Origin of the sequence: Planococcus ruber (assembly GCF_022819085.1) — a bacterium.
Taxonomy (GTDB): Bacteria; Bacillota; Bacilli; order Bacillales_A; family Planococcaceae; genus Planococcus; species Planococcus ruber.
The window spans coordinates 190546-217314 of record NZ_JALHAG010000011.1; the positions used below are offsets into that span (position 1 = coordinate 190546).

Consider the following 26769-nt stretch of genomic DNA (forward strand, 5'->3'; position numbering starts at 1 on the left):
CACTCCTTTAGCTATTTTTAGCAGTGGCCAGTGCATGTTGGATGAGGCTCTTTACAAAGTCTCCAAAATGGGCAAACCGAGGATCTTTTGTCTGCCCGTTGCGATATCGGTAATAAATCTGCTGGCAAATGACGGCCAGCTTGAAATAAGCAAACGTCAAATAGAAATGCATCGCTGAAACGTCCCGGCCGCTTTTTTCTGCATAGCGCCGGATAAATTCCTGGCGTGTATAGAAACCTGGAAGCACCGTTACCGGAGCTTTGCCAAACCCTTTTTTCAATAATTCGGGATCGTCTTGTTCAATCCAGTAGCCCATCGCCGCTCCCAAATCAGCAAGCGGGTCGCCGACTGTTGCCATTTCCCAATCAAATAATCCGGTGATTTTTGTAAAATCATCTGAAAACATCGCATTATTCAGCTTGAAATCATAGTGGATGACGGTTGGAGCAGGAGATTGCGGGATGTGCGTTTGCATCCATTCCGCAAGTGCCGACACTTCCGGGATGTCATCCGTTTTTGACCGTTCATACCGTTCAATCCATCCTGAAACTTGCCGATCCATGAAGCCATCGGGTTTAGCCAGTTCGGCTAAAGCCGTTTTTGTGTAGTCAACAGCATGCAAGTCTACAAGTGTATCGACCATCAGCTCTGAAATTTTTTCGCCCAGTTCTTCAGATGGCTCGGTTCCTTTTGGCAATTCTGTATCGATCACTTGGCCATGCCGCCTCTCCATGATAAAAAAAGGGCTGCCGACTATCGCTTCATCATCCGAAAAAACGTATGGCTTTGGAGCTGCAGGAAACACTTCATTTAAAGAAGAAAGAATGCGGAATTCCCGTTCCATATCATGGGCTTTCGGCGCTACCGGGCCAAGCGGCGGCCTGCGGAGCACCGCTTCCCAATTCCCGATTGACAGGTCGTACGTCAAATTGGAGTGCCCGGCGCCGAATTGCCGGATTTCCAGCTCCCCTTCCGGCAGCCCGTCGATATGCAGACGAAGAAAATCCAAAAGTTTCACCCGGTTCAGCTCTTCACCGGGCCTAACAGGAATCACGCCATTTTCAAGTTTCGCCATCACGCGTCCTCCTCCAGGTGTTTCTCGAGCAAGCTGCGGATTTCATCCGGCAAGCTTTCGCTTTTCTGGGTTTCAAAATTAAAATGGACTGCGCTTGCGTCTCCTTTTGCTATCAGTTGGCCGGTCGCTGCATCCTCAATCCGATGAACGATTGAAAAACTGGAATTGCCGATTTTACTGACGGCCGAAATCACTTTCAGCTGCTGGTTAAAAAAGCCCTGATTGATAAAATCGCATTTGGCAGAGGCCAAAATCACTTTCCATTTCTCAATGGCCATATCAAAGCCCAGCGCTTTGAAAAATTCGATGCGGGCTTCTTCCAAATAGATAAAATAGCTGATATTGCTGATATGTCCAAGTGCATCCGTTTCACTAAACCGCACTTTTACCGCCAACTCATGCGCCACAGTTTCCCATCTCCCTATTTGTTTTGAAATGCCGGTTTTCTTTTTTCGATAAATGCCTGGACGCCTTCTTTGGCATCTTCGGTTTGGAAGACTTTTTCAAAATACGCCGCTTCCAGATCCGTGCCGTCTTCTAGCGGAAGTTCCAATCCTTTATCGACTGCTCGCTTAATAAACGTTAAAGCCGGCAAAGAAGACCGCCCCAACCGCTTCGCCATCTTTCTCGCCGCTTCCATCCCTTCTCCACTAGGAACAACGCGATTGACCAAGCCGATCCGCTCGGCTTTTTCTGCTGTCACCGATTCGCCTGTGAACATCATTTCTTTTGCTCTCGCTTCGCCGATCAGGCGCGGCAGACGCTGCGTCCCCCCGCCGCCTGGAAACAGGCCTAACGTGATTTCCGGCAAGCCGATCTGCACATGCTCTTCTGCAATCCGAATGTCGCAGCATAGCACCAATTCACAGCCGCCGCCGAGCGTAAGCCCGTTCAACATCGCGATCACCGGCTTTTCAAACTGGTCGATCCGGTGCAAAATTGCATGCGTCTCGAGGAAAGTTTCTTGTATGCCCGTTTGTCCGATCAGCAGCGGAAACTCCTTGATGTCGGCTCCGGCTGCAAACACTTTCTCGCCTTGGCCAGTTAAAATGACCGCGTTCACCCCTTCATCTTCGCCGAGATTTGCAAATGCTTCATCCAGTTCTTTAAATACTTGGTTGCTGATGACGTTCATCGGTGGGTTATTGATGGTGACCACCGCATAGCCGTCTGTTTTTTCTACTTGCAGCACTGTCGTCATGGCGTTTCGACTCCCTTTTCCCCGTAATCGTAAAATCCTTTGCCTGTTTTTCTGCCAAGCTCTCCAGCCTTCACTTTTTCTTCAATAAATGCAGGCGGCTTATCTTCCGGGTTGCCGCTTTCCGCATATTGCTGCTGCATGACGTAATAAGCCACGTCAAGCCCCGACAAATCCATCAACTCGAAAGGTCCGATTGGATGGCGCAAGGCTTTCTTGATGACGAGATCAATTTCTTTAAAGTCGGCAATGCCTGCTTCATATAAATGCATCGCTTCTTTTTGCAATGCCCCTAAGATCCGGTTTGCTACAAATCCGGAAATTTCTTTTCGCAGCAAGACGCCTGTCCGCCCGATTTTTTTACAAACTTCCATCGCAGTTTGCGCCGTTTCTTCTGAAGTTTTTTCGCTCATCACGACCTCGACACAATCCATGACAAGAGGCGGGAAAAAGAAATGCATATTGCACACTTTTTCCGGGCGCGCTGTTGCTTCTGCGATTAACGAATTGACAATCGTCGAACTATTGGAAGCAAGAATGGCATGCTTCGGCGCAATCGCATCCAATTGCTTAAAGATTTCGCGCTTTACTTCCAGTTTTTCAACTGCCGCTTCAATGATGTAATCCGCATCACTTGCCGCTTTTTCCAAATCGGCAGTAAACGATAATCGGCCAAAAGCTTCTGCTTTTTGCTGCTCCGTTATCTTTCCTTTTCGCACCCATTGCCCCATCAACATTTCCAAGCTGCTCTTCGCTTTCGACAACGCTTCATCTTTTACATCCTGAAGGGCCGTTTGATATCCGCCCAAAGCACACAGCATCGCAATTTGGTGTCCCATTTGCCCAGCGCCAACCACGCATATTTTATTGATCGTAAGATTTTCCACTTATCCATCCCCTTTGCTTATCCGGCAATTCCGTTCAAAATTAAATCGCTGTAGATTTCAGCCAAACTTTCGGCAGATACTTTTCCTGCCGGGTTAAACCATTGATAGCTCCAATTGGTAACGCCTAGTACCGCAAAAGCGATCATATCCGGCTTGATATCCTTTCTGAATTCACCTTCTTCCATTCCTTGAATCAGTAAGTTTTCGATATTGACCCGAAATTCTTCGCGTTTTGCCTTTACTGCTCCTGCGTTCTCTTCTGCTAAATGGCGCATTTCCCTGAAAAACACTCTGCCGCTTGGACCATGGTCCTTAATATCTGCTATTAGCAGTTCCAGCATTTGCCGAAGCTTCTGTTGATTGTTGGCCTCTGTTTTATAAATGGCCGCTTGGCGTTCCAGCAAGTCGTCGATATAGCCCAAATGGATTTCCATCAGCAGTTGCTCTTTACTGGTGAAATAATAGTAGAATGTTCCTTTTGTCGCGCCAATGGCCTCTACAATATCTTGAATGGAGGTTTCACTGAACCCCTTTTTTTCAAACAGCAAAATGCTTTCTTTAATGATTTTTTCTTTCATGCCGTTTCCTCGCAATCTTTGATGCACTTACAGCACATGCATGCCTCCATCAACGACAACCACATCGCCTGTAATGTAATCGGATGCTTTTGAGGCTAAGAATAATGCTGCACCTTTCAGATCTTCTTCTGTCCCAAAACGGTTTAACGGTGTCTGGTCAAGCAGCCGGTCTCCTCCCTGCTCAATTAAGACCTTCGACATTTTGGTCGGGAAGAATCCTGGCGCCAACGCATTGACGTTAATATTGAATTGGCCCCACTTCGCTGCCAAATCTTTCGTGAATGTGATCACTGCGCCTTTGCTGGTGTTGTAGCCAATTGTATCCATCAATCTTGGATCGATTCCGCCAAGTCCGGCAACAGATGCGATGTTGATGATTTTTCCGCTGCCTTGTTTGATCATCGTTTCGCCGACTTCCCGGCTCATCAAAAAGGTTCCCGTTACGTTAACGTTCATGACTTTCTCCCAAGCATCCAGCGGCATCTCAAGTACAGGCGCTCCCCAAGTAGCCCCAGAATTGTTGACCAAAATATCAACGGAACCGAATTCTTCCAGCGTTTTTTGGACCACCTTTTGAACATCTTCCGGTTTCGTCACGTCACATGCCAATGCCAGCGACCGAACGCCTTTCGCTTTTAACTTCTCGCTGATTTCTTCACAAGCTTCAACTTTCCGTGAACACACCACCACGTTGGCGCCCGCTTCCGCAAACCCTTCAGCGATTTGCGCCCCTAATCCTCTTCCTCCACCCGTGACGATTGCCGTTTTCCCATCCAATTTAAAAAGATCCATAACATTCATTCCATTTCCCCCTCGTTTTATACTAACTAGTTAGTATGTTCAGAATACTTAAATTTATGGTAACGTTTTCATTTCTATAAAGCAAGATGCTAAATCGGTTTGTTGCGGCTGAAAAACGCTGCCGCTCGCCCGCTGAACAGCTAATACGATAAAATGGAAGAATAGAAGTTAAAACGAGAGGAGGTTTCCCATGTTGAAGCGGCTCGTCATTACAGGTTATAAACAGCATGAGCTTGGGATATTCGATGACAAAAATCCTGGGGTCCGGTTTATTAAAAAAGCACTGGAAAACCGGTTGCGCGAATTCCTGGATGAAGGATTGGAATGGGTCATCGTCAGCGGACAGCTTGGAGTGGAAACTTGGGCTGCGGAAGTGGTGTTGGAGTTAAAGGATGAATTTCCCGAATTGAAATACGCAGTCCTTACCCCCTTTCTTGATCAGGAAAAAAGGTGGAACGAAGCAAAACAGGAAAAGTACGAGATGATTCTTGAAATGGCTGACTTTCATCGCAGTTTGACAAATCGCCCTTACGAGGCGCCTTGGCAGTTCATCGAAAAAAATAAATTCTTTCTCCGCAACTCGGATGGCATGCTGATTGTTTACGACGAAGAAATGGAGGGCTCACCGAAGTTCACCAAAAAAGAAGCCGAAAGCTACGCTGAAAAAAATGATTATCAGGTTTTCACCATCACAGCGGATGACTTGCGAGTCGTTGCTGAAGAAGAACAAATGAACGATTGGGAGTAAGTTTGAATACTTGAACATCCGGGTACGAGGTTGACGGAAAGAAGGAACTTCGATACCCTTAATAACTATGCCAAACAAAAGATTAAAGGAGAACCTATGAAGAAAGCTTCAAGAGTATTTTATATCACATTTGCATTAGTCATTTTGACTGTCTTATTCGGTGTATTCGCACCTGAAATTTTTGAAAAAGTGACCGGCAACATCCGGGCATTTATCGGCACCAATTTTGGTTGGTATTATCTTACGCTGATGGCCCTGCTGCTCATTCTTGTATTTGTCATTGTGGTCAGTCCATACGGAAAAATCCGGTTGGGCAAAGACAGCGACCGTCCTGAATTTTCTACCCTTTCCTGGATTTCCATGCTGTTTTCTGCCGGAATGGGCATTGGCCTTGTTTTCTACGGCGCCTCTGAACCGCTAAGCCACTTTGCCATCCAGCCAGCCACTGCAGAAGCCGGGACAGATGCCGCTTTCAAAGAAGGCTTGGAACGCACCTATTATCATTGGGGCATCCATGTCTGGGCCATGTACGGGTTAATTGCCTTATCGCTTGCATTCTTTCAATTCCGCAAAGGCGAACCTGCGTTAATTTCATCAACACTGAAGCCGATTTTCGGCAAGAAAATGGAAGGTCCGCTTGGAACCTTAGTTGATGTTCTTGCCGTTTTTGCCACTGTTTTCGGCGTGGCGACTTCCCTCGGCTTTGGCGCTGTTCAAATTAATGGCGGTTTAACGTATCTCTTCGGTGCGCCGGACGAGCCTTGGTTCCAGCTGCTGATTATTGCCATTGTCACCATCCTGTTCGTCATCTCGGCCTGGTCCGGACTGAACAAAGGAATTAAGTATCTGTCCAATACCAACATGGTGCTGGCTGTTATTCTTTTGATCCTTGTTCTTGTGCTTGGACCGACCTTGCTTATTTTGAATTTATTCACCGAGACATTCGGCCATTATCTTCAAAACCTGATTAGCCTAAGTTTCCAGTCGGCTCCACTCGATGCGGAAAACCGCTCATGGCTGAATGATTGGACTATCTTTTATTGGGCTTGGTGGATTTCCTGGGCGCCTTTTGTCAGCATGTTCATTGCCCGTGTTTCAAAAGGGCGGACGATCCGGGAATTTCTAATTGGCGTCGTCTTGGTGCCTACACTTTTCGGTTCTTTCTGGTTTGCGGCTTTTGGATCGACAGCCATCAATACGCAGAAAAGCGGAATTGATTTGACCGGCTTCCCGACCGAACAAACACTGTTTGCCATGTTCAGTGAAATGCCGCTGGGCTTTATCATGTCCCTCTTCGCCATTTTGCTGGTGAGCACGTTTTTCATCACTTCAGCGGATTCAGCGACTTTCGTGCTTGGCATGCAGTCGACAAACGGCTCTTTGCTTCCGAGCAACCAGATCAAAGTGTTGTGGGGCATTGCCCAATCGCTTGTTGCGGCCATTCTGCTATCTGTCGGCGGACTGACAGCTGTACAAAACACCATCATTGCTGCAGCCCTGCCCTTCTCCGTCGTCATGATCCTCATGGTGATTGCCTTGTTCAAGGCATTGGATGCCGAAGTCAAATTAGCGAAACCAAAGAAATAGCGAAAAGCGCCTTCCTTTTGCGGAAGGCGCTTTTTGCATAGTCCAAGCAAGTTGCGGGTATAGATGGAAGGAAGATTTCGTTTTATTTGATGAGAGTTCAAGCTGGCCCAATTTAATGGAGGTGTTTTTCATATGGAAGAACAGACACGCACGATCGTCCAAGGTTCATTGAACGCATTGCTGGAAAGCGACCAGTTCCTGCCTGAGCTTCAAGGACAAATGAGAACGCAAGCATTCACTTCTTTGAGCGCCATTCTTTCCACACCGAATAAAATCCATAAATCGTTCTTGCGCATTCCATTAGACAACGGAAGTGTAGTGCGAATTCCGGCGTTTCGCGTCCATCATAACGATGCACTCGGACCTTACAAAGGCGGGATCCGTTTCCACGAAAGCGTCAATGAAGAAGAAGTCATCAACCTGGCTTTTCTGATGACCTTAAAAAATGCTTTGCATAACGTTCCTTTCGGAGGCGGCAAAGGCGGGATTGTCATCAATCCACGGGAATATTCCGAAAAAGAATTAAATCTGATTTGCCGGAAATACGTCCGTTATTTTTCAGATGAAATCGGTCCGGATAAAGACATTCCTGCTCCGGATGTCGGTTCAGGCGAACGCGAAATGGACTGGATGATGGCCGAGTTCAAAAAAGTCCATTACGGCCAGGCCTATCTTGGCAGCTTCACCGGAAAAAGCGTAGCTAACGGCGGGTCGCTGGGGCGACGGGAAGCAACCGGAAAAGGGGTCTACTTCACTTTCCGCTATTTAATGAATGAGTATGTAAAAGCCAACGAGCAAATGCTTGCCAGCTCAGATAATGCGTTTGCTGCGACCGCACTCGCCCATGCGAACCGCCCACTCACCATGGCGGTCCAAGGATTCGGAAATGTTGGGTCCGTAGCAGCGCTTGAAGCCTATAAAAGCACTGAAATCAGCAACCGGATTGTGGCGGTCAGCGACCGGAATGTCACCCTTTACAATGAAGATGGCCTGGACATACCCGCGTTGATCCACTTCACCGCAAGCAACCGCGGCGATTTGCCGGCTACACCGGCAGAACTCGACCAAGCAAATGTCGCCGCAGAAATCAGGGGACGCGAAGAACTGCTGACGCTGCCAGTCGATGTCTTGCTGCTCGCCGCTCTGGAAAACCAGATCCACAAAGACAATATGAAAGAAATTAAAGCAAAAATTATTATCGAAGGAGCAAACGCACCGACAACTCAGGAAGCGGACGAATACTTGAGCAACAAGGGTGTCATCATCATCCCGGATATTCTCGCCAATGCCGGCGGTGTCATCGTTTCCTATTTTGAATGGCTGCAGGGCCGTGAAACGCAATTTTACACAGAAGCGGAAGTTCATCGCCTCCTGCTTGAAAAAATGAAAGAAACGATGGATGCCATTTATCCGCAATTCTTCGGCGATCCGTTTCCGCTTCGGCAAAATTGCTACATCCATTCAGTTAAAAAGCTTTCCACTGTCCTTTATCGCCAAGGAAAACTCTATTAAAAAATAAAGCCGCTGCAGCCGTCAATCGGCGTCAGCGGCTTTATTTTTCTCTGCAATCCGGCGTGCATGGGAAATGGAGTAGGCATCTTTCCGAAAGTGCAAAATCGGATCTTCGGAACAAAGAATCCCCTCAGGCATCTCTGTCGGATCGAACTTCATGCCATCTGCTTGTTCCGCTATTCCTTCAATCTTCAGGCGCCCCACTAGTATTCGCCGGCGTTCCCGCGGCCATTCGACAGTCGGATCGTCTGTCGGATCATCCGCTTCCCCGAGGACGATGGCCAACTTGAAATTAGCCGTCCCTGCCTTTACGCGTTCCTCGATCTCCTGTTCATAATAGCCTGCGGGGATTTCTGCCAGGTCTTTGGCATCTAAAGTCTCTATCCCGGCATCTGGCATCCATTCATATTTGATCGGCGTCCGCTTGCCTTCTTGGTCCAGAAAATAAAAGGCGTGCATTGAATAGTAGATGCCTGTCGCAAAACTAACGGGTGCATGCATCTTTTTAAGAATCTTGATCGCCGCCCGGCTCTCCGGATATCGGATCAGCAGTTCAGCCAGTTCCCGCAAAGGGGGCTTTCCGTCTTTAAATGAGTTAACCACTCCAAGCATTTCTGTGAAAGCTGCAGGAGTCCGCGCAAAAAATATCGGTGCATTGACGCCGACGATATTGGTCGCTTTACCATTCGGCAGCTTGAACTGGACCGCCATCCCTTTGACCGGCGACATGACATCCGTCCATTCGGGATTCGGCGAACTGTGAGAAAAGCGGACAAATGCCTCGGTCTCCCCTCTTTGAAGATGCGGCGCAATAGTCAGCCCTTCGGCATTGCCGTTCGCTGTAAATTTCGCTTTGTATATGACGCCTCGTGCATGCGCACGGCGATAAAGCGGATATTCGCCGAATACGCGTTCAATCCGGTTAACGGCCACTTCGGCCAGTTCTGATTTTTCCATGTACTCACCCCTTTTCACCGCTATACCCGAATATGCTTAATTTTAAAAATAACGGGAATACAAAAAGATCAGAGAATCTAAGGAGGGATTTGTACATGGATTTCAAACATGAAAACAACCGCTTTACTGTCATGAAAGATGCAGAGGAATTAGGATACATCTCCTATATTCCAGATGGCGATGTGTTGACGGTTGACCATACTGAAGTGTCGCCAAAACTTGAAGGGCAAGGAGTCGGCAAACAGCTTGTTGAACAGGTGGTGCAGTATGCGCGGCAAGAAGGAAAGAAAATCGACCCCCAATGCCCATTTGCTCATGGCGTTATCGAAAAAACGCCTGATTTCCAGGATGTCGTGGCAAAATAATCCGAAACATCCGCGCAGGCGGATGTTTTTGTTTTGTCCGAAAGAACCCGGGAACAGTAAAAGAAAAGCGTTTAAAAGGAGATGGCATCATGGACACCTCTCTCGAACAAGCAGTAGTAAGATTTGCCGAGCCTTTCCACTCAGCCAAGGATTTGTCGACGATTGTTGAAGCGGTTGGAGACGCTAAAATCGTTATGCTCGGTGAAGCAAGCCACGGCACTTCCGACTTCTACACTGTGCGCGCCGAGCTTTCGAAGAAGTTGATCCAAGAAAAAGGGTTTACCTTGGTTGCAGTTGAAGGTGATTGGCCTTCTGCCCAACAGGTCAACCGCTTCATCAAAGGGTTTGACGAAAATGGAAAAAGTGCGCATGAAATCGTCAAATCGTTTACCCGATGGCCGACCTGGATGTGGGCCAATGAAGAGATGGCCGACTTTATTGGCTGGCTGAAGGAATACAATAACCAAAATGGCCGGAAAACAGGATTTTACGGCATCGACATTTACAGCCTGTGGGAGTCGATGGAAGAAGTCATCCATTATTTGACCCATACCAATCCTTCCGGCGGCGACTTGGAGTTAGCCAAAAAAGCCTTTTCCTGTTTTGAGCCCTTTAATCGGGAGCCCGAAAATTATGCGATTTCTTATGCAAGCTTTTCGACTGTCTGTATCGAGGAAGTCTCGAAGCTCCTTTCTTCCATCCGCTCGAATGAAGAACTTTATAAAGATGATTGGGAAAATGATTTAAATTTGAAGATCAACGCTTTGGTCGCCAAAAATGCGGAAGATTATTACCGGGCCATGGTCCAAAGCGGAGAAGTTTCTTGGAATATCCGCGACGAACATATGGTAGAGGCCATCAATGAAATCCAGGACTATCACGGCCGTGACGCTAAAATCATTATCTGGGAACACAATACCCATATCGGAGATGCCCGTGCGACGGATATGAAAAACGATGGCATGATCAATGTAGGACAAGTGCTTCGCGAACAGAACCGGCCGGAAGATGTCTTCGCCCTTGGCTTTGGAACGTATGAAGGAACTGTTGTAGCTTCAGAAGCCTGGGGGACCCCTCACCGCATCATGGAGGTCCCGCCGGCCCGGCTCCATTCATGGGAAGAGATTTTTCACCGAACCGGACCCGGCAGCAAGTACGTCGTTTTTAATGAACAGAACCGGAAAGCCTTTGACCAATGGGCCGGACATCGTGCGATTGGCGTCGTTTACCATCCAGAATTTGAATCGCGCGGAAATTATGTTCCCACCCGGCTGTCGAAACGCTATGATGCTTTTATTTATTTGGAAAAAACGAAAGCCCTCACCCCTATACAAGTTGAAAATACCGTTCAGTAGAAAAGGCAGACTCCCCGTCTGTCTTTTTTTGATGAAAATTTGCATAAAAAGAAAACTTTTCCCCCTTTTCGAAGGTAATACATATAAGAGTATTTAGAACGGATGGAAAGGAGTGGTTTCGAGCGATGAATCACAAGAAATCGTTGGACAAACACAGCTTTCAGGAACTTTATAAAGAACATGCGAATTTCGCCATCCGCAGCGCCATGGTGATTACGCGAAATCCCGAGTTAGCCAAAGATGCTGTCCAAGAAACATTTATACGCGTTTACCGCAATTTTTCTTCATACGACGCCAATTTGCCTTTTGAACCCTGGCTTTACCGGATATTAGTGAACGAATGCAACCGGCTGCTAAAGAAAGAAGGGAATATGAGATCCTACCCGCAGCCGAATTTAGAAAATGATGAACGGCTTTCCACATCTTCTGACGGAAATGCTGCAGATTTGATTGAAGCCATTCAAAATTTGGAGGATTTATACCGCATTCCGTTAATTTTGAAATATATTAAAGGCTTCAGTGAAAAAGAGATTTCGGACATTCTGGAGTTAAACCAAAACACCGTCAAATCCCGCCTTTACAAAGGACGGCAAAACTTGCGGCAGCTTTTGGAAATGACCGAACAGGAGGCGTACCTGAATGAAAAACATAGATGAACAAGTGAAAAAAGCGCTGATGGATCAAACTTCAGCCGCCAATCAAATGGAACCCGAAATTTGGAGCCGATTAGAGGATGAACTTTTTGCAGAACCAAAACCGGCAGACAAGAAGGTGAAAAAAATGAAGAAGAAAATCATTCCGCTGTTCATTGCAGCCGCAGCCGGTATTTTGATTGCTTTCAGTTTCCAAACCGAAACCGGCATGGCGTTGATTGACCGGATCAAGGAAATGTTTGTGCCCGAAAAAGAAGTCGTCCAAAGCATTGAAGGAATGGAAGAAGAAACGAATGTCCAGTTGAATGAAGGAAAAGATGCGGAATACGTCATCTACATCGATGAAGATCGCTATAAAATGATCCGAGGCGAAGGCGATAAGCCCGATGTGATCACTACCAAAGAGGAGTTGCCGGAGCAATACCCTGAAGTTTCCATGACCATCGAACAAATCCCCGGCACGGCTCCTGATGCACTCGCCAGCCAGTACGAAGAAGAACTAAAACAGGAATTTCCAGACCTTCGCCCAATCGAAAAAGTCACCGAACCTGTAGAAGGCTATCAATTGCATGGCATTAAAAATGGCGGAATGGAGTGGGATGACGAAGTGGTCCACGCTTATGTCATCAGCAATGGACAAGAAGGCAGTTTCGTAATTACCGAGCGCTATTTCTTAGAAGCGGCTGAAGGGCATGGGGCCCGTTTTTATGCCATGCTGCAGGAGTTCCACATCGTGGATTGAGAAAAATGGAAGCATAAAAAACAGGCCGGCAAAGAAATTTTCTTTGCCGGCCTGTTTGCATGCTTAAAGTTCACTTGACGTTGAATTGATCGAGTATAGGTAATTCCAGTTGTCCGCTTTGAAAAGCGCATGGAATGTGATTTTTTCTCCTGTCCCCAATGTCACCACTTCATGTTCAATTGCCACGACCATGGCAATCGCTCCATTATCCAAATTCAAATAGACATCGCCAATAGAAGGTTTGATCGCGTTTTGTTCACGCAATTTTTCTTCCAATTGGGCGTCTTCTTCTTTTTGGCTTTCCGTCACTTTTGATGGATCGAAATAGCTGATGTCCGTGCTTCCCGGCTCTTCACCCGGAACCATGACGAAGAATTCACGGGCCTTCACGGTGTTTTGGCGCGTCGTAATCACGTTTTTGCCTTCAACAGATTCAACTTTTTCAAATTCGTTCAATGAGTAATGGTCCATATAGTCCGGATCCGGTTTCACAATGAAGATATAGCCGCCTTCTTCAGCGTTAACATCTTCCCGAAGCGTATACTTTGACCCTAAAAACAGGAACGAATCCATATGTTTCGGTTTGTAGAATGTCGCCTCTTCCGCTTTGCACGCTACTTGCTCCATGTCTTTCAGCCGGAACATCAGCACGGATTTTTTCGCTAATGGTTTAACCGAATACACCTTGTGCAGTTCGTTGTTGTAATAAACCAATTGCCCTTTTCGTACTTGTAATAATTTCATTTTTCGCCCTCCGATACTATCATGCTATGGGGTTCATTCTAGAGGAAACTATAGCAGAAGTCTATGCATTCACTCGATTTGTCCAGCTTCCTGTGGTATAACGGGAACAACAATGAAAAAGGAAGTGCCGATATGGAAAACGAAAACCGTGAGGAATGGATCATCAAGAAATACCAGCAAGATGAGCAGATGATGATCCAACTATTCGTGCAATGGTGCATGAACCACCAACTTGACCCGATGGCTGTTTACCAAAAAGCCTACCCTTATCAAGAAAAAAATGCGGCGCTTCAAACCGCCATCGAAGAAGCCAATGCCGAAACAGCTGATCTTGAAATTAGCCATGCCACGATGTTGGAAGTTCTGCAGCTGTTCGGAAATGACGACCTCGCATTTGCAGTGGCAGAAGAAATAGAACGGCTGCCCAAAAAATAAAAGATCGAGCGCTTAGGCACTTGATCTTTTATTTTCTCTGTTTCCGAAGTTGCTTCGCTTTGTTCTCGATATGGCTAGTCCGCAGATTTTCATACCGGTTTGAGGCAATATTGCTGTAGATGCCGTCAAAATCCTTTTCCTTGACCGGTTCTTCCACTTCTTCTTCTGCACCTTCTTCGGCCAATACCTCGTCTTCCCGTTTTTCTTCCATGATTTCTCTTCCTTTCGTCTCCTCAAGCTTTCTTTACCCGTTTTCCCTCCGTGCGCCTTCATTAAACGCAAAAAAGCGGACATCAACAATGATGCCCGCTTCTCCGTTCATCAAACGGTCTCTTTCACGCCTTTTAATTCGCGCTCTAAAAACTTCGCCAGCTCCAGCATGCCGTATTTGCCGGCAGCCGCTTCTGCGTCTGAATTATAATTCGTATTGGTATTCACATCGTAAGTGAAAATGTCGCCTGCTGCGTTGCGGATAAATTCGATGCCCGCGACATTGATATTGTTTTGGGCTAGGAACGCCTCATATTTAGCGATAATCGGATCGTTGAACCCTTCCACCACTTGGAATTTCGGCTTTTCTTCGACTTCTTCTCCTACCGGACAGAACAAATCGTCGATTCGGCAAGCATCTGCCGGGCATAATTCAAATCCTTCTGAAGTGTCCACTTGCACTGCATAAACGAACTTGCCGCCGACAAATTCACAGCGCGTGATGAACGGTTCAGGCGCTTGGATATACTCCTGAATTAGCGTAATGCCATCAATGGATGGTTCGAATTCCGCGCCATTTACGTATTCGTTCAAAGCTTCCATCGAATGGAACAATCTTACGCCAAGGCCTTTCCCGGCACGGTTATGTTTCGTGATGAAAGAAGAAACACCCATTTTTTCTGCAGCGGCTAAAATCTGTTCTTTGCCGTTCGCCGCAATGGTTTTAGGCGTACGGATGCCAGCCGCATTAAGCGCCATGTATTGTTTCACTTTGCTGACTTCCAAGCTTAGCGCCTGGCTGCCATTGAACACTTTGCGTCCGTGGTTCTCCAGCCAGACAAGCAGGGAATCCGCCATTTCCGGTGCGAAACGATGTCCGCGGGTATGGGATGATGCACTCATTCGGCTGTAGAAGACGCCTTCCGGCGGCGTATCGTTCAAATCAACGAGGCTTTCATTGATAAACCAATCTTCGTAAGGAAGGCCCAGTTCATCTAAACGTTTGAATAAATGCGTGGTCCACTCTTCGTTTTCATGTATTACGTATATTTTTTCAGTCATGTCGTTTCCTCCTAGTAAGTCGTTGCTGCCAGTGCTTTACGCTTTTCCTCGACGATTGGCATTACTTTTTTCGAGAAGCGCTCCATTTCTTCCAATTGCGGAGAGAATTGAAGCAATAAGAGATCCAATCCTACCTGCTCATAAGCAAGAATGCGATCTGCAATTTGTTCCGGCGTTCCAATCAAATTCGGACGCAAGCCGCGGTTCGAAACGGAATAATCTTGAAGCTTCACTTCTTGCTCCAATTTTGATTTGCTGACAAAGTCATCGTAGCCCACGTAGCCTTTCGCATCTTTCACATCTGTGATGCGCGCATATTCAGCAGCTACTTCTTCCTCTGTATCGCGGCAGATGATATAGGCTGCCATGCCGAAAGATTTCAAAGGTTCTTTACCTGCTTCTTCCCGCAATTTTTTCATGCCGGCAATTTTTGTTTCAATTTCTTCTACTGTCCCGCCATGCATGACGTAAGCATCGCATGACTCCACGATCGATTGCTTGCCGCGCGGACTTTCTCCGCCAGCGTATAAAATGGGATTCGGACGCTGGACAGGTTTCGGAGCAAGATGTGCATTTTGGATATCGTAATACTTCCCTTTGAAAGAGAAAGTTTCTTCCGTCCACATCCCTTTGACAATTTTCAGGAACTCATCTGTACGGTCATAACGCTCATCGTGCTCTGTAAATTCTCCGCCGTATTGGCGTGCTTCTTCTGCCCACCAGGCAGATACTACATTCAAAGTGAACCGGCCATTGGAAATCCGGTCTATATTAGCCGCCATCTTCGCAGTTACAGCAGGGTTATGGAAAGCAGGGCGAATTGCCGTCATGATTTCCAGCTTGTCCGTCACGGCTGCCAGTGCTGCCGCTGTTGACCAAGCTTCTAAAGAATCAGCTTCCATCCCTTTGATATCATTCAAATTCAACTCAGCAATCAATGTGGTGTCGTAGCCCCATTGCTCCGCTGATTGCGCTACTTGCTTTGCATAATCAAAAGTCGCCGGCATGTTTTCATCTTCCACATTGCGCAGCCAACCGCCAAATATCGGCATCCAGAAACCATATTTCATCGCCCGTTCACTTCCCTTTACGTTTATAGTCAAGTGCAAAATTTTCAAACAATCAAATAACGCTTTTAGTATACAACAAAACCACGTATTCTTACTAGTATACTAGGTTATTAAATTTTATCGTGCTAAAGCGATAAAGGAATAGAGTAATCTATTCCCAGTGACTTCTCGCTTTTTTTAAGTTTTCTATCCGTATTTTCGTATTCTTTTAATATTTCTCCAATCAGATCATTGCGCGGCGGTTCCATCTCCCGCATAACAAATACCCCTTCATCAATTATTTGGCAAAGGAAGCCGGCATGACCACCGCTTGGACTTCTCCGGTGGCAACTAATTCTTCTTCGGCAAATACATCGACTAGGATTTTAAATTTTTTCGGGTGGATTTCTTCAATTCGGCCAACCGCTTTTAAGGTTTTTCCTTGCGGCGTCGGTTTCTTATAATCAACATGTAAAGAAGCGGTGACAAAACGCGGCGGCGCTTCCCCGCTTCCCGGTGCAAAGCCGTTTTTTCGGTGCAGCGCCAAAGAAGCGGATCCCGTTCCGTGGCAATCCACTAGTGAAGCGATCAATCCGCCGTAAACAAATCCAGGAATTGCTGTGTGCTCAGGTTTAGGGGTGTAAACCGTCACCGTTTCTTCGCCCTGCCACCCTGTCCGGAATTGATGCCCTTCTTGATTCAGGCGGCCGCATCCGTAGCACCAAGCAAAATCCTCTGCGTATTCATCTTGAATAGCGTGCTCTATCTTTTCTGCCATGCCAATCCCTCTTTCCCAACTGCGTAATTTTAGTTATTTTTACTATCTTAACATAAAGTAAATTGAGTGTTCTGACATTTAGACGTTCATTTTATGAACTTTTATAAAAAACAAAAAGAAAAAGCATGATCCTTTTCATCAGATCATGCTTTCCCTTATTACCTTCCCTCTAAAAAACGAGGGTTCGCACGCGGAAAATTTCTTATTCGATTCTTTCTACAACTTGTTGATGCTCTGACGAATTTGAAAACTCTCGCCAATGCAATTTGTTGCGCTAACTGTCATTTGCCATTTAGGCTTTTGCTTCGCATCTACCTCTCAGCGAAATTGTGTTTCTGCAGTTAGACGTTTAGATGCACTTCCACAAAAAACTTACATCTTACTGATTCTTGACTTACTTTCTGGAGAGAAACCATTGGTACTATCGGTCCCTGACAAGAGTAACGGTCGTCAGTATTGCAAAATTTTCCGCCAAGGCTGTGCAAGTCATCGTCTGGATGCGTTCATAAACTTACTTCGTTTATACGCTTTTCCCTACGTTATTCCGCCTTGTACTACTTATATTCCACCACTTTTTTTATCTAAACCTATTTATAAGAAAATTTTAATAAATTCAATAAATTATTTTTACATTTTAGCGGCGTCCCTTTATACTAGTATTTAGTTCGATAACCGTAATAAAGAGGAGAGATTAAATGGTTAAGAGTTTACCGCTTCGTTCAGAAGTGCCCGTACAAGAAACATGGGATTTACAGAGTTTATTTGCTTCGCATGAAGAATTTAATGAAGCCTTGGTTTCATTGGAAAAAGAGGCTTCCGATTTCCATAGCCAGTTTCACGGAAAAATCAGCGATTCCGCGTCTGTCCTTGAATCGTTGACAGCTTATATGGGTCTCATTGAAAAGTTGGTTCCTGTCAGTACATACGCAAGCCTCACGTTAAGCACGGACCAGACCGATTCGGAAGCCCAGATGCTTTCCAGCAAGTTCGGTTCGGTTTCTGCAAAAATCGGAAGCAAGCTATCCTTTGTCAGCAGTGAACTTTTGGCGCTTCCGGAAGAAACATTGGAAGCAGCAATGAAAGAATCCAACGAGTTTCGTGTGTATCTGGAAAAGCTGCTCCGCAAAAAGGAATACCAATTGCATCCGGAAGCTGAAAAAACCTTGGCTGCCTATTCCGCTACGTTCAACGCTCCATACGGCCTTTACAATACGACCAAAATGGTGGATATGTCGTTTGAAGATTTTGAAGTGAACGGAAAGAGCTATCCATTGAGTTATGTGTCATTTGAAGGGGACTGGGAAGCCGAGCCGGATGCCGAAATCCGCCGCGCTGCATTTGACGCTTTTTCTGAAAAGCTGAAAGATTACCAGCACACGACAGCTAAAACGTACGATATGCAGCTGCAAATGGAAAAGACCACATCGGACCTGCGGGGCTACGATTCCGTTTTTGATTATTTATTGTTCAACCAGGAAGTGGACCGTACGCTTTATAACCGCCAAATCGACTTGATCACACAAGAATTGGCGCCGCATATGCGCAAATATGCCAAATTGCTGCAGGAAGTCCACGGTTTGGAAAAAATGACTTTTGCGGATTTGAAGATTTCTTTGGATCCTACGTACGAACCGGAAATCACTGTAGAAGAATCCAAGAAATACATCAACGATGCGCTCGGCATCATGGGCGAAGATTATTTAGACATGGTGGAACGTTCCTATTCAGAGCGCTGGATCGATTTCGCACAGAATAAAGGCAAATCAACGGGCGCTTTCTGTTCGAGTCCTTATGGAAATCACCCTTACATTTTGATTTCCTGGACCGGCCGCATGAACGAAGTTTTCGTGTTGGCGCATGAGCTTGGCCATGCCGGGCATTTCTATAATGCCAACCGGGAACAGAACGTCTTTAACGCCCGCCCTTCCCTGTACTTCATCGAAGCCCCTTCAACGATGAACGAAATGCTTGTGGCCAACCACCTGCTGAAAAACTCGGAAGATCCAAAATTTAAGCGCTGGGTGATTTCTTCCATTGTTGCGAGAACGTATTACCATAACTTTGTCACCCATTTGCTTGAAGCGGCCTACCAGCGGAAAGTCTATGAACGCATTGATGCCGGCCAAAGCGTCAATGCCGGAATTTTAAATGAGCTGAAGCGCGGTGTACTGGAAGAGTTCTGGGGAGATGCTGTAGAAATCACGCCTGGCGCTGAACTGACGTGGATGCGCCAACCGCATTATTATATGGGCTTATATCCGTATACTTATAGTGCCGGCTTGACCATTTCGACGCAAGTGTCCAAACGGATTTTAAATGAGGGGCAAACGGCTGTCGATGAATGGCTGGACGTGTTGAAAGCCGGAGGCACCAAAACTCCGGTGGAACTGGCACAGATGGCAGGCGTCGACATCACGACGGAAGAACCGCTGCGTGATACTATCGCATATATCGGTGAATTGATCGACGAACTCGTCACACTGACAAAAGAAATTGAAGTGAAACAATAAAAACCTAGTTGGATGAGAGCTTCTGCTTCCTCAATCCGCGCTTCGGCGCTTTGGACTGGGGCACTTCTAACGATATGGAGCAAACCTTGGCGACGAAGCTAGCGCAGCGATGCAGGAGCACGGATTTTAGGCAAGCACAGCGGCTTTGGGGAATATCGGGTTTCCAAACAAAACTTTTTCTATTTTTATTTTTCAGCATATTGAAAACGGAAGCGGCTTTTAAGCTGCTTCCGTTTTTTTCCGTGCTTTTTTCCAGATGAAATAGCGTTCGATCAGAATCGCCGCCAGTGTTCCGGTAATCAATCCATTGGAAAAGGTAGCGGCGAGAATAGCTGGCAGCTGTGCCATGCTCTCGGGCGGAAGAAACATTATGCCGACCCCAATCATCAATCCGAAAGCGGATACTTTATAAGCCTGCTGATAATCCGCTTCTTCTCTCAATTCCATAAAAGCCATTTCCACCATTTTTGTGAATATCGCAAAAATTACGGCATAAGCGACTGGCGCCGGCAATGCCGCAAGCAGTGCCATCAAGCTTGGAAAAAAGCTGATGGCTAAGACTACCACGCCGCCCATAACGAATGGTTTTAAAGAAGGATTTCGTGTCGCACTGACAAAGCCGGCTGCACCGGAAATTGGCACGGGCCCGATGGCTGAAAACAGCCCCGCAAAAATGTGGTTGATCCCGGAAGCGACGGACGCTTGCTTGACCCGATCCTGGGCTTCAATCGAAAACGTATTTTTTAAAAGCACTTCCATGACCCGCATTGAAGCCATCATATTCGCTACCAATAGAAAAGTTAAAAACAGCGCCGTAACGAACATGCCGCTATCCCAAACGAGGGGGCCGAATACGAGAAGTTCCGGCAATGCGAGCAATGATTCCGAAGTACCAGCAATCGCATCCGCCTTGCCAAGCAGCACAAATAACAGCCACCCCCCCGCAATCGCCAGCAAGACTGAATAACGGTTGACCCAAGGAGTTTTGTGCCCCATGAATAAAAACGTCACGATAACGACGGCTGCGCCTCCTATAACGACGACCGGATCCACGGCATCGCCTTCACCCGCTATTCCCACTAAGCCGCCGATAATCGATTCGCTTAATTGCAGGACAAGCAGCAATAAATAGATGAACGTAATCGTCGGCGTAAACAGCGCTCTCATCTTCCCTACTAATCCAGTGTAAGTAAATACGATGAACAAAACACCGCTATAGAGCAGGCCGCTTTGAAGGGCTTGCAGCGATTCTTCCATCGTTTCATACATAACACCGACCATCCCTGCATAAACGATGAAGATTCCCCACCAGAGCCCCGCCGGCCCTTCATTAATCGGCATCCGGTGCCCGATCAGCACCTGTACTAAACACGCGATGCCAAGCACAAAAATTGTCCTTTGGACAAATAAGGCTGTATCTCCACTGTTCATCCCAAAAACATTGGCGATGGCAATGGGAGCAGCAATCGAAGAAGCCAATAAAAAAATAGCCCACTGAATGCCTCCAAACAAAGTTTTCACCATTTCCCGCCCCCGTCTTTTCTAACTCTTTATCTTGTTAGTATACCCTTTTGCTTTTAAAGGCGTTCGGAGAAAAAACAAAGAGCCCTGAAATTTTCAGGACTCTCTGTCTTTTCTAGAAGTTTCTTTAGGATCCGCTTCTTTTTGCGATTCCATATTTTTCTTTTGCTCATCGGTCCGATGTTCTTCATCCAACGGCCCTTTATAGACAACCGGATAGCCTTTATCCTGCAGTTGCTTTACTTGCTTCCGAGACGCACGGATCAAAAGCCACATGATCAACAGTGACAAAATAAAAATAACGACAACTGAGATAATCCCAGGAATGTATTCCGATTTATCTTCAGGAAAGTATAAGAATTCCATTTGTTTATTTCCCGCCTTTGATAGTTAAGTTTCCCTTCATTATACAGGATAGCTTTTTTCAATAAATTACCGAAGGTGAACATTTCGTGGCAAACTCTTAACAATCTCCGCAACAAACGCTGAAAAGCGGCAGAACCGGGAAGCGTTCCTTTTTCTGCCGCCGAGCATGATTAAGGCATTGCGAATGTAAAAACTATTTTTCCGATACAACTGTAAAGCGTTTATTGAAATGGCGCGGATTTTCAATTTCATCCACTAATGCAATGGCATAATCAGGATAGCTGACATAGCTTTTTCCTCTTGTATTCACCGTGATGCTATCTTCGCCTATCTTGTAGCTTCCGGTCCGTCTGCCTTCCGCATCAAAAAAAGCAGCAGGGCTTAGGAAAGTCCATTCGATGCCTTCCGATGCTTCAAGATCTGCCAGGTTCTGCGCCTGGTTAGACGCGATCGCTTTAAAAGCATCCGGGAATTCCGGCGTTTCAATCAGGCGGGTCGTTCGGGCCTCATCCACAAACAGGCTGCCTGCTCCTCCGACTACAATTAATCTCGTACCAGGCGCTTCTTGCAGCGCTTGGATCAGGTTTCGCCCTGCTTCCACATGCTGCTCCGCTTTTTCCGGCGGTACACCAAAAGCATTTACGACAACATCAAACAGCTTTAGGTCTTCTGCAGTTAAACTGAAAACATCTTTTTCCAAGATCTGTACGTTTTCCTCTTCAATTTTTGAAGCATCCCGCACAATAGCCGTAATTTCATGACCTCTGGAAAGCGCTTCTTTCATAATGACTCCGCCTGCTTTTCCGCTTGCTCCAATAATTCCGATTTTCATCTAAAGCACCTCTTTTTTTAGATTTGATCCATCGCGTCTTTTAAAATTTCAAACGAACGCTTTCTTTTTTCTTGCTCATAAATATAGGACACAGCCATCAATTCATCAATCTGCATATCGCCCATAAACTTCCTTAATTGGCCCGCGACGGCTTCGCGGTCGCCAAGGAATGTGTAGCGCGACATATTTTTAGCCATCGTTTCCTCATACAAGCTCCATTTGCCATCCATTGAATCGACCGGCGGCTGAAGCAGATTTTTCGTACCTCTTACAACATTCAAATAAAACATGTGGCTCGAAGTCGAAAGTTTTTGAGCTTCCTCCGTCGTTTCTGCAGCCACGACATTCACACAAACCATGACGTATGGTTGGGCCAGATAATCGGACGGCTGAAACTGGGTTCGGTAAATTTGCAGCGCCTGCTCCAATTGCTGAGGTGCAAAATGAGCAGCAAATACATACGGCAAGCCGAGTCTTGCGGCTAACTGCGCACTGGATGTACTTGAACCCAGGATAAAAATCGGAACTTCGGTGCCCACACCAGGGTAAGCATGCACCAGTCCTTGGTGTTCAATCGGCTTCAAATAATTTTGCAGTTCTACGACATCTTGTGGAAAAGCATAAGCTGTTTCTTGCGTTGTCCGGCGCAGTGCATGCGCTGTTTGCATATCCGTTCCCGGTGCGCGCCCAAGCCCCAAATTCACTCGGCCAGGATACATCGTTTCCAGTGTTCCAAATTGTTCAGCAACGACAAGCGGAGTATGGTTCGGCAGCATAACACCGCCAGACCCTACTTCAATCGTGTTTGTATTATCGAGCACTTTTGAAATTAAGATGGACGTAGCTGAACTGGCTAAAGTCGGTGAATTGTGGTGTTCAGACAACCAAAAGCGTTTGTAGTCCAATTTTTCAACATGCTGCGCCAAGCTGACCATATCAGCCAATGCCTCTTTTGCTGTCTGTCCTTCTGAAATGGCGACCAGATCCAAAACGGATACGGGCACCGGGTTTATATTTTGATTCATTTAATGACTTCCTTTCAAGAGGAGATGTTCATTAACCATAAAACCAAAATATCTCGAAGACAAGCTATCTGCTTATGGCCTTAGAATCATTCAGTCGTGTTCATCCATGTAGGGATTTTATCGTCTTCGTCAAATTCGATAATGACATCCGTTACTCCCTGGACGCCGTCCCGAATCCGCTTCTCAATGTAATCCCGCAAATCATCCGCTTCGGCAATCGTCATGCCCGGGTCCACTTCCAGTTTCAACTCCACGTGGAAATGGTCGCCTTCTTTTATGACGTCCAAATCCTGAATGTCTGCAACTTGAGGATGCTGCAGAACTTTTGCGCCGATCCGGGCCTGCATTTTCACATCCGCTACACCAAGCGCGCCTGCCGCATTGTCGAGGAAGACCCGCCCCACTACAAGGATGAGCAGGACACCGATAATGACCGAAGCATAGCCGGTCGCGCTATGGAACGGCGTATACGTGGAAATGACAATAGCCGCCAGAGCCAGCACCGCTCCTCCTACCGCTACATTATCTTCCAGGAAAACGAGTTTGGTCGCAGGTTTAGCCCCTTTTACGTTTTTGTAGCTGAGCGGGATATATTTTAATCCGCGTGTCTGTTCTTTCGGAAGGTGCTCGGTTATTTCTTTCATGGCTTTATTGAGCACGAAAGCTTCTAACAGAGCAGACGCACCGAGGACGCCGATGTTCAACCAGAACCAATCTTCTGTATGGACGGCATCCGAAATATGATGGATTCCTTCGATAATGGTTTCATAGGCCAGTACGCCGACAATCAGCACTGCACCTAGCAGCACTAAATTGACTAAGCGCCCAAAACCGCCCGGAAATTTTTCGGTAGGCGCTTTTTTGCTCAATGCCGAGCCGACAAAGACGAATAATTGGTTCGCCGCATCCCCAAAACTGTGCATCATTTCGGCGAACATCGCGACATTTCCTGTAATGAGGTAAGCGATTGTCTTAATGACCGCGACCATCGTATTGACAATGGCAGCCCAAAAAGCGGACTTGTTCCCTCCCTTAAGCAATCCAAAAAATTCTTTCATAAAAATCCTCCATTCTTCTGGGCCTCGCAACTTTTATGTAAACTCAGAAAGCTTTTCTATTTTATTCCCTGCACCGGTGCGGTAGAAACCCATGAAAAAGAGGGCTCTCAATTTTTCCTGAGCTCTGCTTTTCTAAAGCTGCGTTAAATCTCGTAAACTGCTCCTATTTCTGCAAATTCTGTATCTCCGCTAAAACTGGAGCGTGCTGCTTCAAGAATTTCGCCTAATTCGCCGTATTGCGGCAGATGAGTGAGCCTCAATTGCTTGGCCCCAGCCCGTTCAGCCAGTTCGCCTGCTTGTCTTCCGCTCAAATGCCCTTTGATGATGCCCCGATATTTTTCGTATAAATTCGATTCACATACAAGCAAATCGGCTCCGCGCGAAAACTCGATCAGGTCGTCTTTCCATTCGGTATCCGCCGTAAAGACTACAGACTTTCCGTTTGACGTAAATTTCATCGCCAAACAATAAACCGGATGAATGGTTTCGCAAAACGCGACTTCAAACGGCCCGAGCTGAAGAGGCTGATTTGCTTCGATTACCTTTCCTTCCGTCACGCCTTTATAGGAAAGCGCTGCAAACATTTCCGGATCCCGGTTATGGGCATAAATCGGGAATGGAGTTTGCCATTCTTTGAGTTGCATGCCGACCATTGCTGCGTGCTGCAAAACGCTAATATCCGCAATATGGTCTGGGTGATAGTGGCTGATGATGGCCGCATCCAGATCTTTCAATTCGGTGTAGTTTTGTACTGCGGCCAGAACACCGCTTCCGCAGTCCACCAAGCAGCGAAATCCTTCCTCTTCGATCAGGAATGATGAAGTGGCCTCATTTTTATTGGGATAGCCTCCCCAAATCCCTATAGTTGTGATTTTCATAAAAGAATTCCTCCCAAACTATTTTTTCCTATTATAACGCAGCCATTGTCCTATGTTTGTTTAAAGAGATTCGCTCAGGGTATATAAAAAGGGAGCAGTTAAAACATTGGAGGGATTACTTTGACAGTAAAACTAACAGTAGAAAACGCCGTACAAGCAAAAGCAGAAATTGAAAAATTACAAGCGCAAGGATATTCGCATGATGACATTTATATCTTTGCACACGACAAAAAGCGCGAAAAAGATATTTCTTCTGCACTGGACACCGAAAGCGTGGGCATGAAGGAGCAAGGATTCCTGGACAGCATGAAAAACATGACCGTTTCTCGCGGGGATGAACTTCGCGCCAAAATTGCAGCTGCCGGAACAACCGAACAGGAAGCCGCTGAATTCGAAGAAGAACTGGATAAAGGCAAACTCGTCATCATCGCCAATAAGAACAATTAAGCCCCTCCCTCTTGCTGAAAAGCAAGAGGGTTTTTTCTGTCTTTGTGCCATTTTTTGTATTTCACTATAACTTTAAACTTCTGATAAATTATATTATTCTCCTTTGTTTTTTCTTTATTTTCAAAATTCTCTTGATATGGTTAGTAATATTGGCATATTCCAGGTTATGTATCATCTTGTCCATTGTGCCATCCATTACTATTTGCTATATTTGAAAAAGGTTAATTTTCTAACTACAGGCAAGTAAACGCTTTCCTGCAGGAGAAAAGCCTCAAGGGGGAAATTTATGAAGAAGAGTTTGAAAATGGGAAGCGCTTTTATCGGCATCATTGTCGGGGCAGGTTTTGCTTCTGGACAAGAGATTCTGCAATATTTTACAAGTTTTGGGATGATGGGAATTTTTGCAGCCCTTATCTCGACTGCTTTATTTGCTTATTTGGGAATGAATTTAACAAGGCTCGGAAGCCGGATGCAGCAACCTTCACATAAAGAAGTCATCTACGGAATCAGCGGAAAAATATTGGGAAGAATCGTGGACTACATAATTATTTTAACTTTGTTTGGCGTTGGCGTTGTGATGGTAGCTGGAGCCGGTTCGATTTTTTCACAGCAATTCGGCCTTCCAGCGGTTCTTGGCAGCACGCTAATGATCGTCCTGGTCGTTTTGACCATCATGCTGAATGTCGAAAAAGTCATTTCAATCATCGGCAGCATTACGCCTTTTCTCATGTTGATGGTCGTCATTTTGGCCATCTACAGCTTGGCTACCGGCGATTCATCTTTTGCAGCATTAGATCCAATTGCAAATGAAAAACTTTCGGCTGTTTCCAACTGGTTCTTGGCCGGATTGAATTATGCATCCTTTAACATTGCAGTAGGTGCTTCGATGTCCATCGTCATGGGCAGCACCGAAAAAGATGAAAAAATCGCTGCACGCGGCGGATTATTTGGTGGATTGGGCTTGGGGATTTTGATTATTCTCAGCCATTTAGCGATTTTTTCAAAAATCGAAAGTGTGGGCGATGCTGATATGCCGATGCTTCAAATTGCCAATGACATCTCACCTACTTTAGGCGTATTTATGTCGATCATTTTGTTCGGCATGATTTACAATACCGCCGTCAGCATGATCTATGCCTTTGCAGCCCGCTTTGTTCCATCGGGCACACCGAAATTCAAAGGATTTGTTGTTATCGTTGGGGTTGTTTCCTTTATCTTGAGCTTTGTCGGATTCACTAAACTTGTCAACGAGTTCTACCCGATCGTCGGCTATCTTGGGTTCTTCCTGGTAGCGGCACTGGTCTATGCCGATTTTAATAAACCGAAAGTCCAGACAGCTCCAACCAAATAGCGTATCGAAGCCGCAAAAGCATCCATCAACTGCTTTGGCGGCTTT

29 protein-coding genes are annotated in these 26769 nt (G+C 46.2%); 11 read left to right on the top strand and 18 right to left on the bottom strand.

Annotation, left to right across the window (positions count from 1 at the left end):
* Positions 1–7: 7 nt before the first annotated feature.
* Genes MTR82_RS13695 through MTR82_RS13720 form a run of 6 tightly spaced genes read right to left on the bottom strand, consistent with a single transcriptional unit; the run spans position 8 to position 4539 of the window.
* Complete coding sequence (locus tag MTR82_RS13695; RefSeq protein ID WP_246809498.1) at positions 8–1075, bottom strand: phosphotransferase family protein; 1068 nt, start codon at positions 1073–1075, stop codon at positions 8–10.
* The gene (locus MTR82_RS13700) at positions 1075–1482 is read right to left on the bottom strand and encodes an acyl-CoA thioesterase (protein ID WP_052653452.1); all 408 of its coding nucleotides are present in this window, start codon (positions 1480–1482) and stop codon (positions 1075–1077) included. The genes MTR82_RS13695 and MTR82_RS13700 overlap by 1 nt, the downstream gene beginning before the upstream one ends.
* A 14-nt stretch (positions 1483–1496) precedes the next feature.
* The gene (locus MTR82_RS13705) at positions 1497–2276 is read right to left on the bottom strand and encodes an enoyl-CoA hydratase (protein ID WP_246809499.1); all 780 of its coding nucleotides are present in this window, start codon (positions 2274–2276) and stop codon (positions 1497–1499) included.
* A complete protein-coding gene (locus MTR82_RS13710) occupies positions 2273–3160 on the bottom strand; it encodes a 3-hydroxyacyl-CoA dehydrogenase family protein (RefSeq protein WP_246809500.1) in 888 nt (295 codons plus the stop codon). Before MTR82_RS13710 ends, MTR82_RS13705 begins: the two co-directional genes overlap by 4 nt.
* Before the next feature lie 17 nt (positions 3161–3177).
* Positions 3178–3738, bottom strand: a complete 561-nt coding sequence (locus tag MTR82_RS13715; RefSeq protein ID WP_246809501.1) for a TetR/AcrR family transcriptional regulator — start codon at positions 3736–3738, stop codon at positions 3178–3180.
* Positions 3739–3765: 27 nt separating this feature from the next.
* The gene (locus MTR82_RS13720) at positions 3766–4539 is read right to left on the bottom strand and encodes an SDR family oxidoreductase (protein WP_246809502.1); all 774 of its coding nucleotides are present in this window, start codon (positions 4537–4539) and stop codon (positions 3766–3768) included.
* A 190-nt stretch (positions 4540–4729) separates the two neighbouring features.
* On the opposite strand from MTR82_RS13720, the gene MTR82_RS13725 reads away from it, so the two are divergent.
* From MTR82_RS13725 to MTR82_RS13735, 3 genes are all read left to right on the top strand, one after another.
* Positions 4730–5287, top strand: a complete 558-nt coding sequence (locus tag MTR82_RS13725; RefSeq protein ID WP_052653459.1) for an SLOG family protein — start codon at positions 4730–4732, stop codon at positions 5285–5287.
* Positions 5288–5383: 96 nt separating this feature from the next.
* Complete coding sequence (locus tag MTR82_RS13730) at positions 5384–6874, top strand: glycine betaine uptake BCCT transporter (protein WP_246809503.1); 1491 nt, start codon at positions 5384–5386, stop codon at positions 6872–6874.
* 132 nt (positions 6875–7006) lie between these two features.
* A complete protein-coding gene (locus MTR82_RS13735) occupies positions 7007–8386 on the top strand; it encodes a Glu/Leu/Phe/Val family dehydrogenase (protein WP_052653463.1) in 1380 nt (459 codons plus the stop codon).
* 21 nt (positions 8387–8407) lie between these two features.
* On the opposite strand, the gene MTR82_RS13740 is transcribed toward MTR82_RS13735, so the two are convergent.
* Positions 8408–9343, bottom strand: coding sequence for a catalase family peroxidase (locus MTR82_RS13740; RefSeq protein WP_246809504.1), 936 nt, complete (start codon positions 9341–9343; stop codon positions 8408–8410).
* 95 nt (positions 9344–9438) lie between these two features.
* Here MTR82_RS13740 and MTR82_RS13745 point away from each other — a divergent pair, with 95 nt between their 5' ends.
* The 4 genes from MTR82_RS13745 to MTR82_RS13760 all read left to right on the top strand — a co-directional run bounded on the left by MTR82_RS13745 (position 9439) and on the right by MTR82_RS13760 (position 12458).
* Complete coding sequence (locus MTR82_RS13745; protein WP_052653467.1) at positions 9439–9708, top strand: GNAT family N-acetyltransferase; 270 nt, start codon at positions 9439–9441, stop codon at positions 9706–9708.
* Positions 9709–9797: 89 nt separating this feature from the next.
* Positions 9798–11063 carry an erythromycin esterase family protein gene (locus MTR82_RS13750; protein WP_246809505.1) on the top strand — a complete coding sequence of 422 codons (1266 nt, stop codon included), beginning with the start codon at positions 9798–9800 and terminating at the stop codon, positions 11061–11063.
* Between the two features lie 125 nt (positions 11064–11188).
* Entirely contained in the window at positions 11189–11719 is a 531-nt protein-coding gene (locus MTR82_RS13755) for an RNA polymerase sigma factor (RefSeq protein WP_052653471.1), read from the top strand.
* Positions 11703–12458, top strand: a complete 756-nt coding sequence (locus MTR82_RS13760) for a hypothetical protein (RefSeq protein ID WP_246809506.1) — start codon at positions 11703–11705, stop codon at positions 12456–12458. Before MTR82_RS13755 ends, MTR82_RS13760 begins: the two co-directional genes overlap by 17 nt.
* Before the next feature lie 63 nt (positions 12459–12521).
* On the opposite strand, the gene MTR82_RS13765 is transcribed toward MTR82_RS13760, so the two are convergent.
* Positions 12522–13202: a hypothetical protein gene (locus tag MTR82_RS13765; protein WP_052653475.1), complete on the bottom strand. Its 681-nt coding sequence runs from the start codon at positions 13200–13202 to the stop codon at positions 12522–12524.
* A gap of 132 nt (positions 13203–13334) precedes the next feature.
* Between MTR82_RS13765 and MTR82_RS13770 the strand changes: the two genes are divergently transcribed.
* Positions 13335–13637, top strand: coding sequence for a hypothetical protein (locus MTR82_RS13770; RefSeq protein ID WP_246809507.1), 303 nt, complete (start codon positions 13335–13337; stop codon positions 13635–13637).
* 28 nt (positions 13638–13665) lie between these two features.
* On the opposite strand, the gene MTR82_RS13775 is transcribed toward MTR82_RS13770, so the two are convergent.
* The 4 genes from MTR82_RS13775 to MTR82_RS13790 form a co-directional block, all read right to left on the bottom strand.
* Positions 13666–13848 carry a hypothetical protein gene (locus MTR82_RS13775; protein WP_052653479.1) on the bottom strand — a complete coding sequence of 61 codons (183 nt, stop codon included), beginning with the start codon at positions 13846–13848 and terminating at the stop codon, positions 13666–13668.
* A gap of 110 nt (positions 13849–13958) precedes the next feature.
* Positions 13959–14909 carry an ATP-grasp domain-containing protein gene (locus MTR82_RS13780; protein ID WP_052653481.1) on the bottom strand — a complete coding sequence of 317 codons (951 nt, stop codon included), beginning with the start codon at positions 14907–14909 and terminating at the stop codon, positions 13959–13961.
* An 11-nt stretch (positions 14910–14920) separates the two neighbouring features.
* Entirely contained in the window at positions 14921–15979 is a 1059-nt protein-coding gene (locus MTR82_RS13785; RefSeq protein WP_052653483.1) for an LLM class flavin-dependent oxidoreductase, read from the bottom strand.
* Between the two features lie 277 nt (positions 15980–16256).
* Entirely contained in the window at positions 16257–16736 is a 480-nt protein-coding gene (locus MTR82_RS13790; RefSeq protein ID WP_246809508.1) for a PaaI family thioesterase, read from the bottom strand.
* A 695-nt stretch (positions 16737–17431) separates the two neighbouring features.
* Between MTR82_RS13790 and pepF the strand changes: the two genes are divergently transcribed.
* On the top strand, positions 17432–19246 hold the full coding sequence (pepF, locus tag MTR82_RS13795) for an oligoendopeptidase F (RefSeq protein WP_246809509.1): 1815 nt from the start codon (positions 17432–17434) through the stop codon (positions 19244–19246).
* A gap of 219 nt (positions 19247–19465) precedes the next feature.
* Here pepF and MTR82_RS13800 read toward each other — a convergent pair whose 3' ends face one another.
* From MTR82_RS13800 to MTR82_RS13825, 6 genes are all read right to left on the bottom strand, one after another.
* A complete protein-coding gene (locus tag MTR82_RS13800; protein WP_246809510.1) occupies positions 19466–20770 on the bottom strand; it encodes a purine/pyrimidine permease in 1305 nt (434 codons plus the stop codon).
* A 93-nt stretch (positions 20771–20863) separates the two neighbouring features.
* The gene (locus MTR82_RS13805) at positions 20864–21133 is read right to left on the bottom strand and encodes a hypothetical protein (protein ID WP_052653487.1); all 270 of its coding nucleotides are present in this window, start codon (positions 21131–21133) and stop codon (positions 20864–20866) included.
* A gap of 193 nt (positions 21134–21326) precedes the next feature.
* A complete protein-coding gene (locus MTR82_RS13810; protein ID WP_052653489.1) occupies positions 21327–21965 on the bottom strand; it encodes an NAD(P)-dependent oxidoreductase in 639 nt (212 codons plus the stop codon).
* Positions 21966–21982: 17 nt separating this feature from the next.
* Positions 21983–22990 carry an LLM class flavin-dependent oxidoreductase gene (locus MTR82_RS13815; protein WP_246809511.1) on the bottom strand — a complete coding sequence of 336 codons (1008 nt, stop codon included), beginning with the start codon at positions 22988–22990 and terminating at the stop codon, positions 21983–21985.
* 86 nt (positions 22991–23076) lie between these two features.
* A complete protein-coding gene (locus MTR82_RS13820; protein WP_246809512.1) occupies positions 23077–24048 on the bottom strand; it encodes a cation diffusion facilitator family transporter in 972 nt (323 codons plus the stop codon).
* 143 nt (positions 24049–24191) lie between these two features.
* Positions 24192–24926, bottom strand: coding sequence for an MBL fold metallo-hydrolase (locus tag MTR82_RS13825; RefSeq protein ID WP_246809513.1), 735 nt, complete (start codon positions 24924–24926; stop codon positions 24192–24194).
* A 120-nt stretch (positions 24927–25046) separates the two neighbouring features.
* On the opposite strand from MTR82_RS13825, the gene MTR82_RS13830 reads away from it, so the two are divergent.
* Positions 25047–25373 (top strand): YflT domain-containing protein, encoded by a 327-nt coding sequence (locus tag MTR82_RS13830; RefSeq protein ID WP_052653499.1) that lies wholly within the window; start codon positions 25047–25049, stop codon positions 25371–25373.
* Between the two features lie 286 nt (positions 25374–25659).
* Positions 25660–26724 carry a YkvI family membrane protein gene (locus MTR82_RS13835; RefSeq protein WP_246809514.1) on the top strand — a complete coding sequence of 355 codons (1065 nt, stop codon included), beginning with the start codon at positions 25660–25662 and terminating at the stop codon, positions 26722–26724.
* Positions 26725–26769: the final 45 nt, after the last annotated feature.

Bases quoted from the DNA above. Each gene is read 5' to 3' on its own strand.
- MTR82_RS13740 (WP_246809504.1), bottom strand. From the start codon at position 9,343: ATGGAAAAATCAGAACTGGCCGAAGTGGCCGTTAACCGGATTGAACGC.
- MTR82_RS13815 (WP_246809511.1), bottom strand. From the start codon at position 22,990: ATGAATCAAAATATAAACCCGGTGCCCGTATCCGTTTTGGATCTGGTC.
- MTR82_RS13755 (WP_052653471.1), top strand. From the start codon at position 11,189: ATGAATCACAAGAAATCGTTGGACAAACACAGCTTTCAGGAACTTTAT.
- MTR82_RS13725 (WP_052653459.1), top strand. From the start codon at position 4,730: ATGTTGAAGCGGCTCGTCATTACAGGTTATAAACAGCATGAGCTTGGG.
- MTR82_RS13735 (WP_052653463.1), top strand. From the start codon at position 7,007: ATGGAAGAACAGACACGCACGATCGTCCAAGGTTCATTGAACGCATTG.
- MTR82_RS13820 (WP_246809512.1), bottom strand. From the start codon at position 24,048: ATGAAAGAATTTTTTGGATTGCTTAAGGGAGGGAACAAGTCCGCTTTT.
- MTR82_RS13765 (WP_052653475.1), bottom strand. From the start codon at position 13,202: ATGAAATTATTACAAGTACGAAAAGGGCAATTGGTTTATTACAACAAC.
- MTR82_RS13760 (WP_246809506.1), top strand. From the start codon at position 11,703: ATGAAAAACATAGATGAACAAGTGAAAAAAGCGCTGATGGATCAAACT.
- MTR82_RS13745 (WP_052653467.1), top strand. From the start codon at position 9,439: ATGGATTTCAAACATGAAAACAACCGCTTTACTGTCATGAAAGATGCA.
- pepF (WP_246809509.1), top strand. From the start codon at position 17,432: ATGGTTAAGAGTTTACCGCTTCGTTCAGAAGTGCCCGTACAAGAAACA.
- MTR82_RS13770 (WP_246809507.1), top strand. From the start codon at position 13,335: ATGGAAAACGAAAACCGTGAGGAATGGATCATCAAGAAATACCAGCAA.
- MTR82_RS13785 (WP_052653483.1), bottom strand. From the start codon at position 15,979: ATGAAATATGGTTTCTGGATGCCGATATTTGGCGGTTGGCTGCGCAAT.
- MTR82_RS13720 (WP_246809502.1), bottom strand. From the start codon at position 4,539: ATGAATGTTATGGATCTTTTTAAATTGGATGGGAAAACGGCAATCGTC.
- MTR82_RS13805 (WP_052653487.1), bottom strand. From the start codon at position 21,133: ATGGAATTCTTATACTTTCCTGAAGATAAATCGGAATACATTCCTGGG.
- MTR82_RS13780 (WP_052653481.1), bottom strand. From the start codon at position 14,909: ATGACTGAAAAAATATACGTAATACATGAAAACGAAGAGTGGACCACG.
- MTR82_RS13775 (WP_052653479.1), bottom strand. From the start codon at position 13,848: ATGGAAGAAAAACGGGAAGACGAGGTATTGGCCGAAGAAGGTGCAGAA.
- MTR82_RS13695 (WP_246809498.1), bottom strand. From the start codon at position 1,075: ATGGCGAAACTTGAAAATGGCGTGATTCCTGTTAGGCCCGGTGAAGAG.
- MTR82_RS13790 (WP_246809508.1), bottom strand. From the start codon at position 16,736: ATGGCAGAAAAGATAGAGCACGCTATTCAAGATGAATACGCAGAGGAT.
- MTR82_RS13825 (WP_246809513.1), bottom strand. From the start codon at position 24,926: ATGAAAATCACAACTATAGGGATTTGGGGAGGCTATCCCAATAAAAAT.
- MTR82_RS13730 (WP_246809503.1), top strand. From the start codon at position 5,384: ATGAAGAAAGCTTCAAGAGTATTTTATATCACATTTGCATTAGTCATT.
- MTR82_RS13705 (WP_246809499.1), bottom strand. From the start codon at position 2,276: ATGACGACAGTGCTGCAAGTAGAAAAAACAGACGGCTATGCGGTGGTC.
- MTR82_RS13810 (WP_052653489.1), bottom strand. From the start codon at position 21,965: ATGAAAATCGGAATTATTGGAGCAAGCGGAAAAGCAGGCGGAGTCATT.
- MTR82_RS13800 (WP_246809510.1), bottom strand. From the start codon at position 20,770: ATGGTGAAAACTTTGTTTGGAGGCATTCAGTGGGCTATTTTTTTATTG.
- MTR82_RS13835 (WP_246809514.1), top strand. From the start codon at position 25,660: ATGAAGAAGAGTTTGAAAATGGGAAGCGCTTTTATCGGCATCATTGTC.
- MTR82_RS13750 (WP_246809505.1), top strand. From the start codon at position 9,798: ATGGACACCTCTCTCGAACAAGCAGTAGTAAGATTTGCCGAGCCTTTC.
- MTR82_RS13715 (WP_246809501.1), bottom strand. From the start codon at position 3,738: ATGAAAGAAAAAATCATTAAAGAAAGCATTTTGCTGTTTGAAAAAAAG.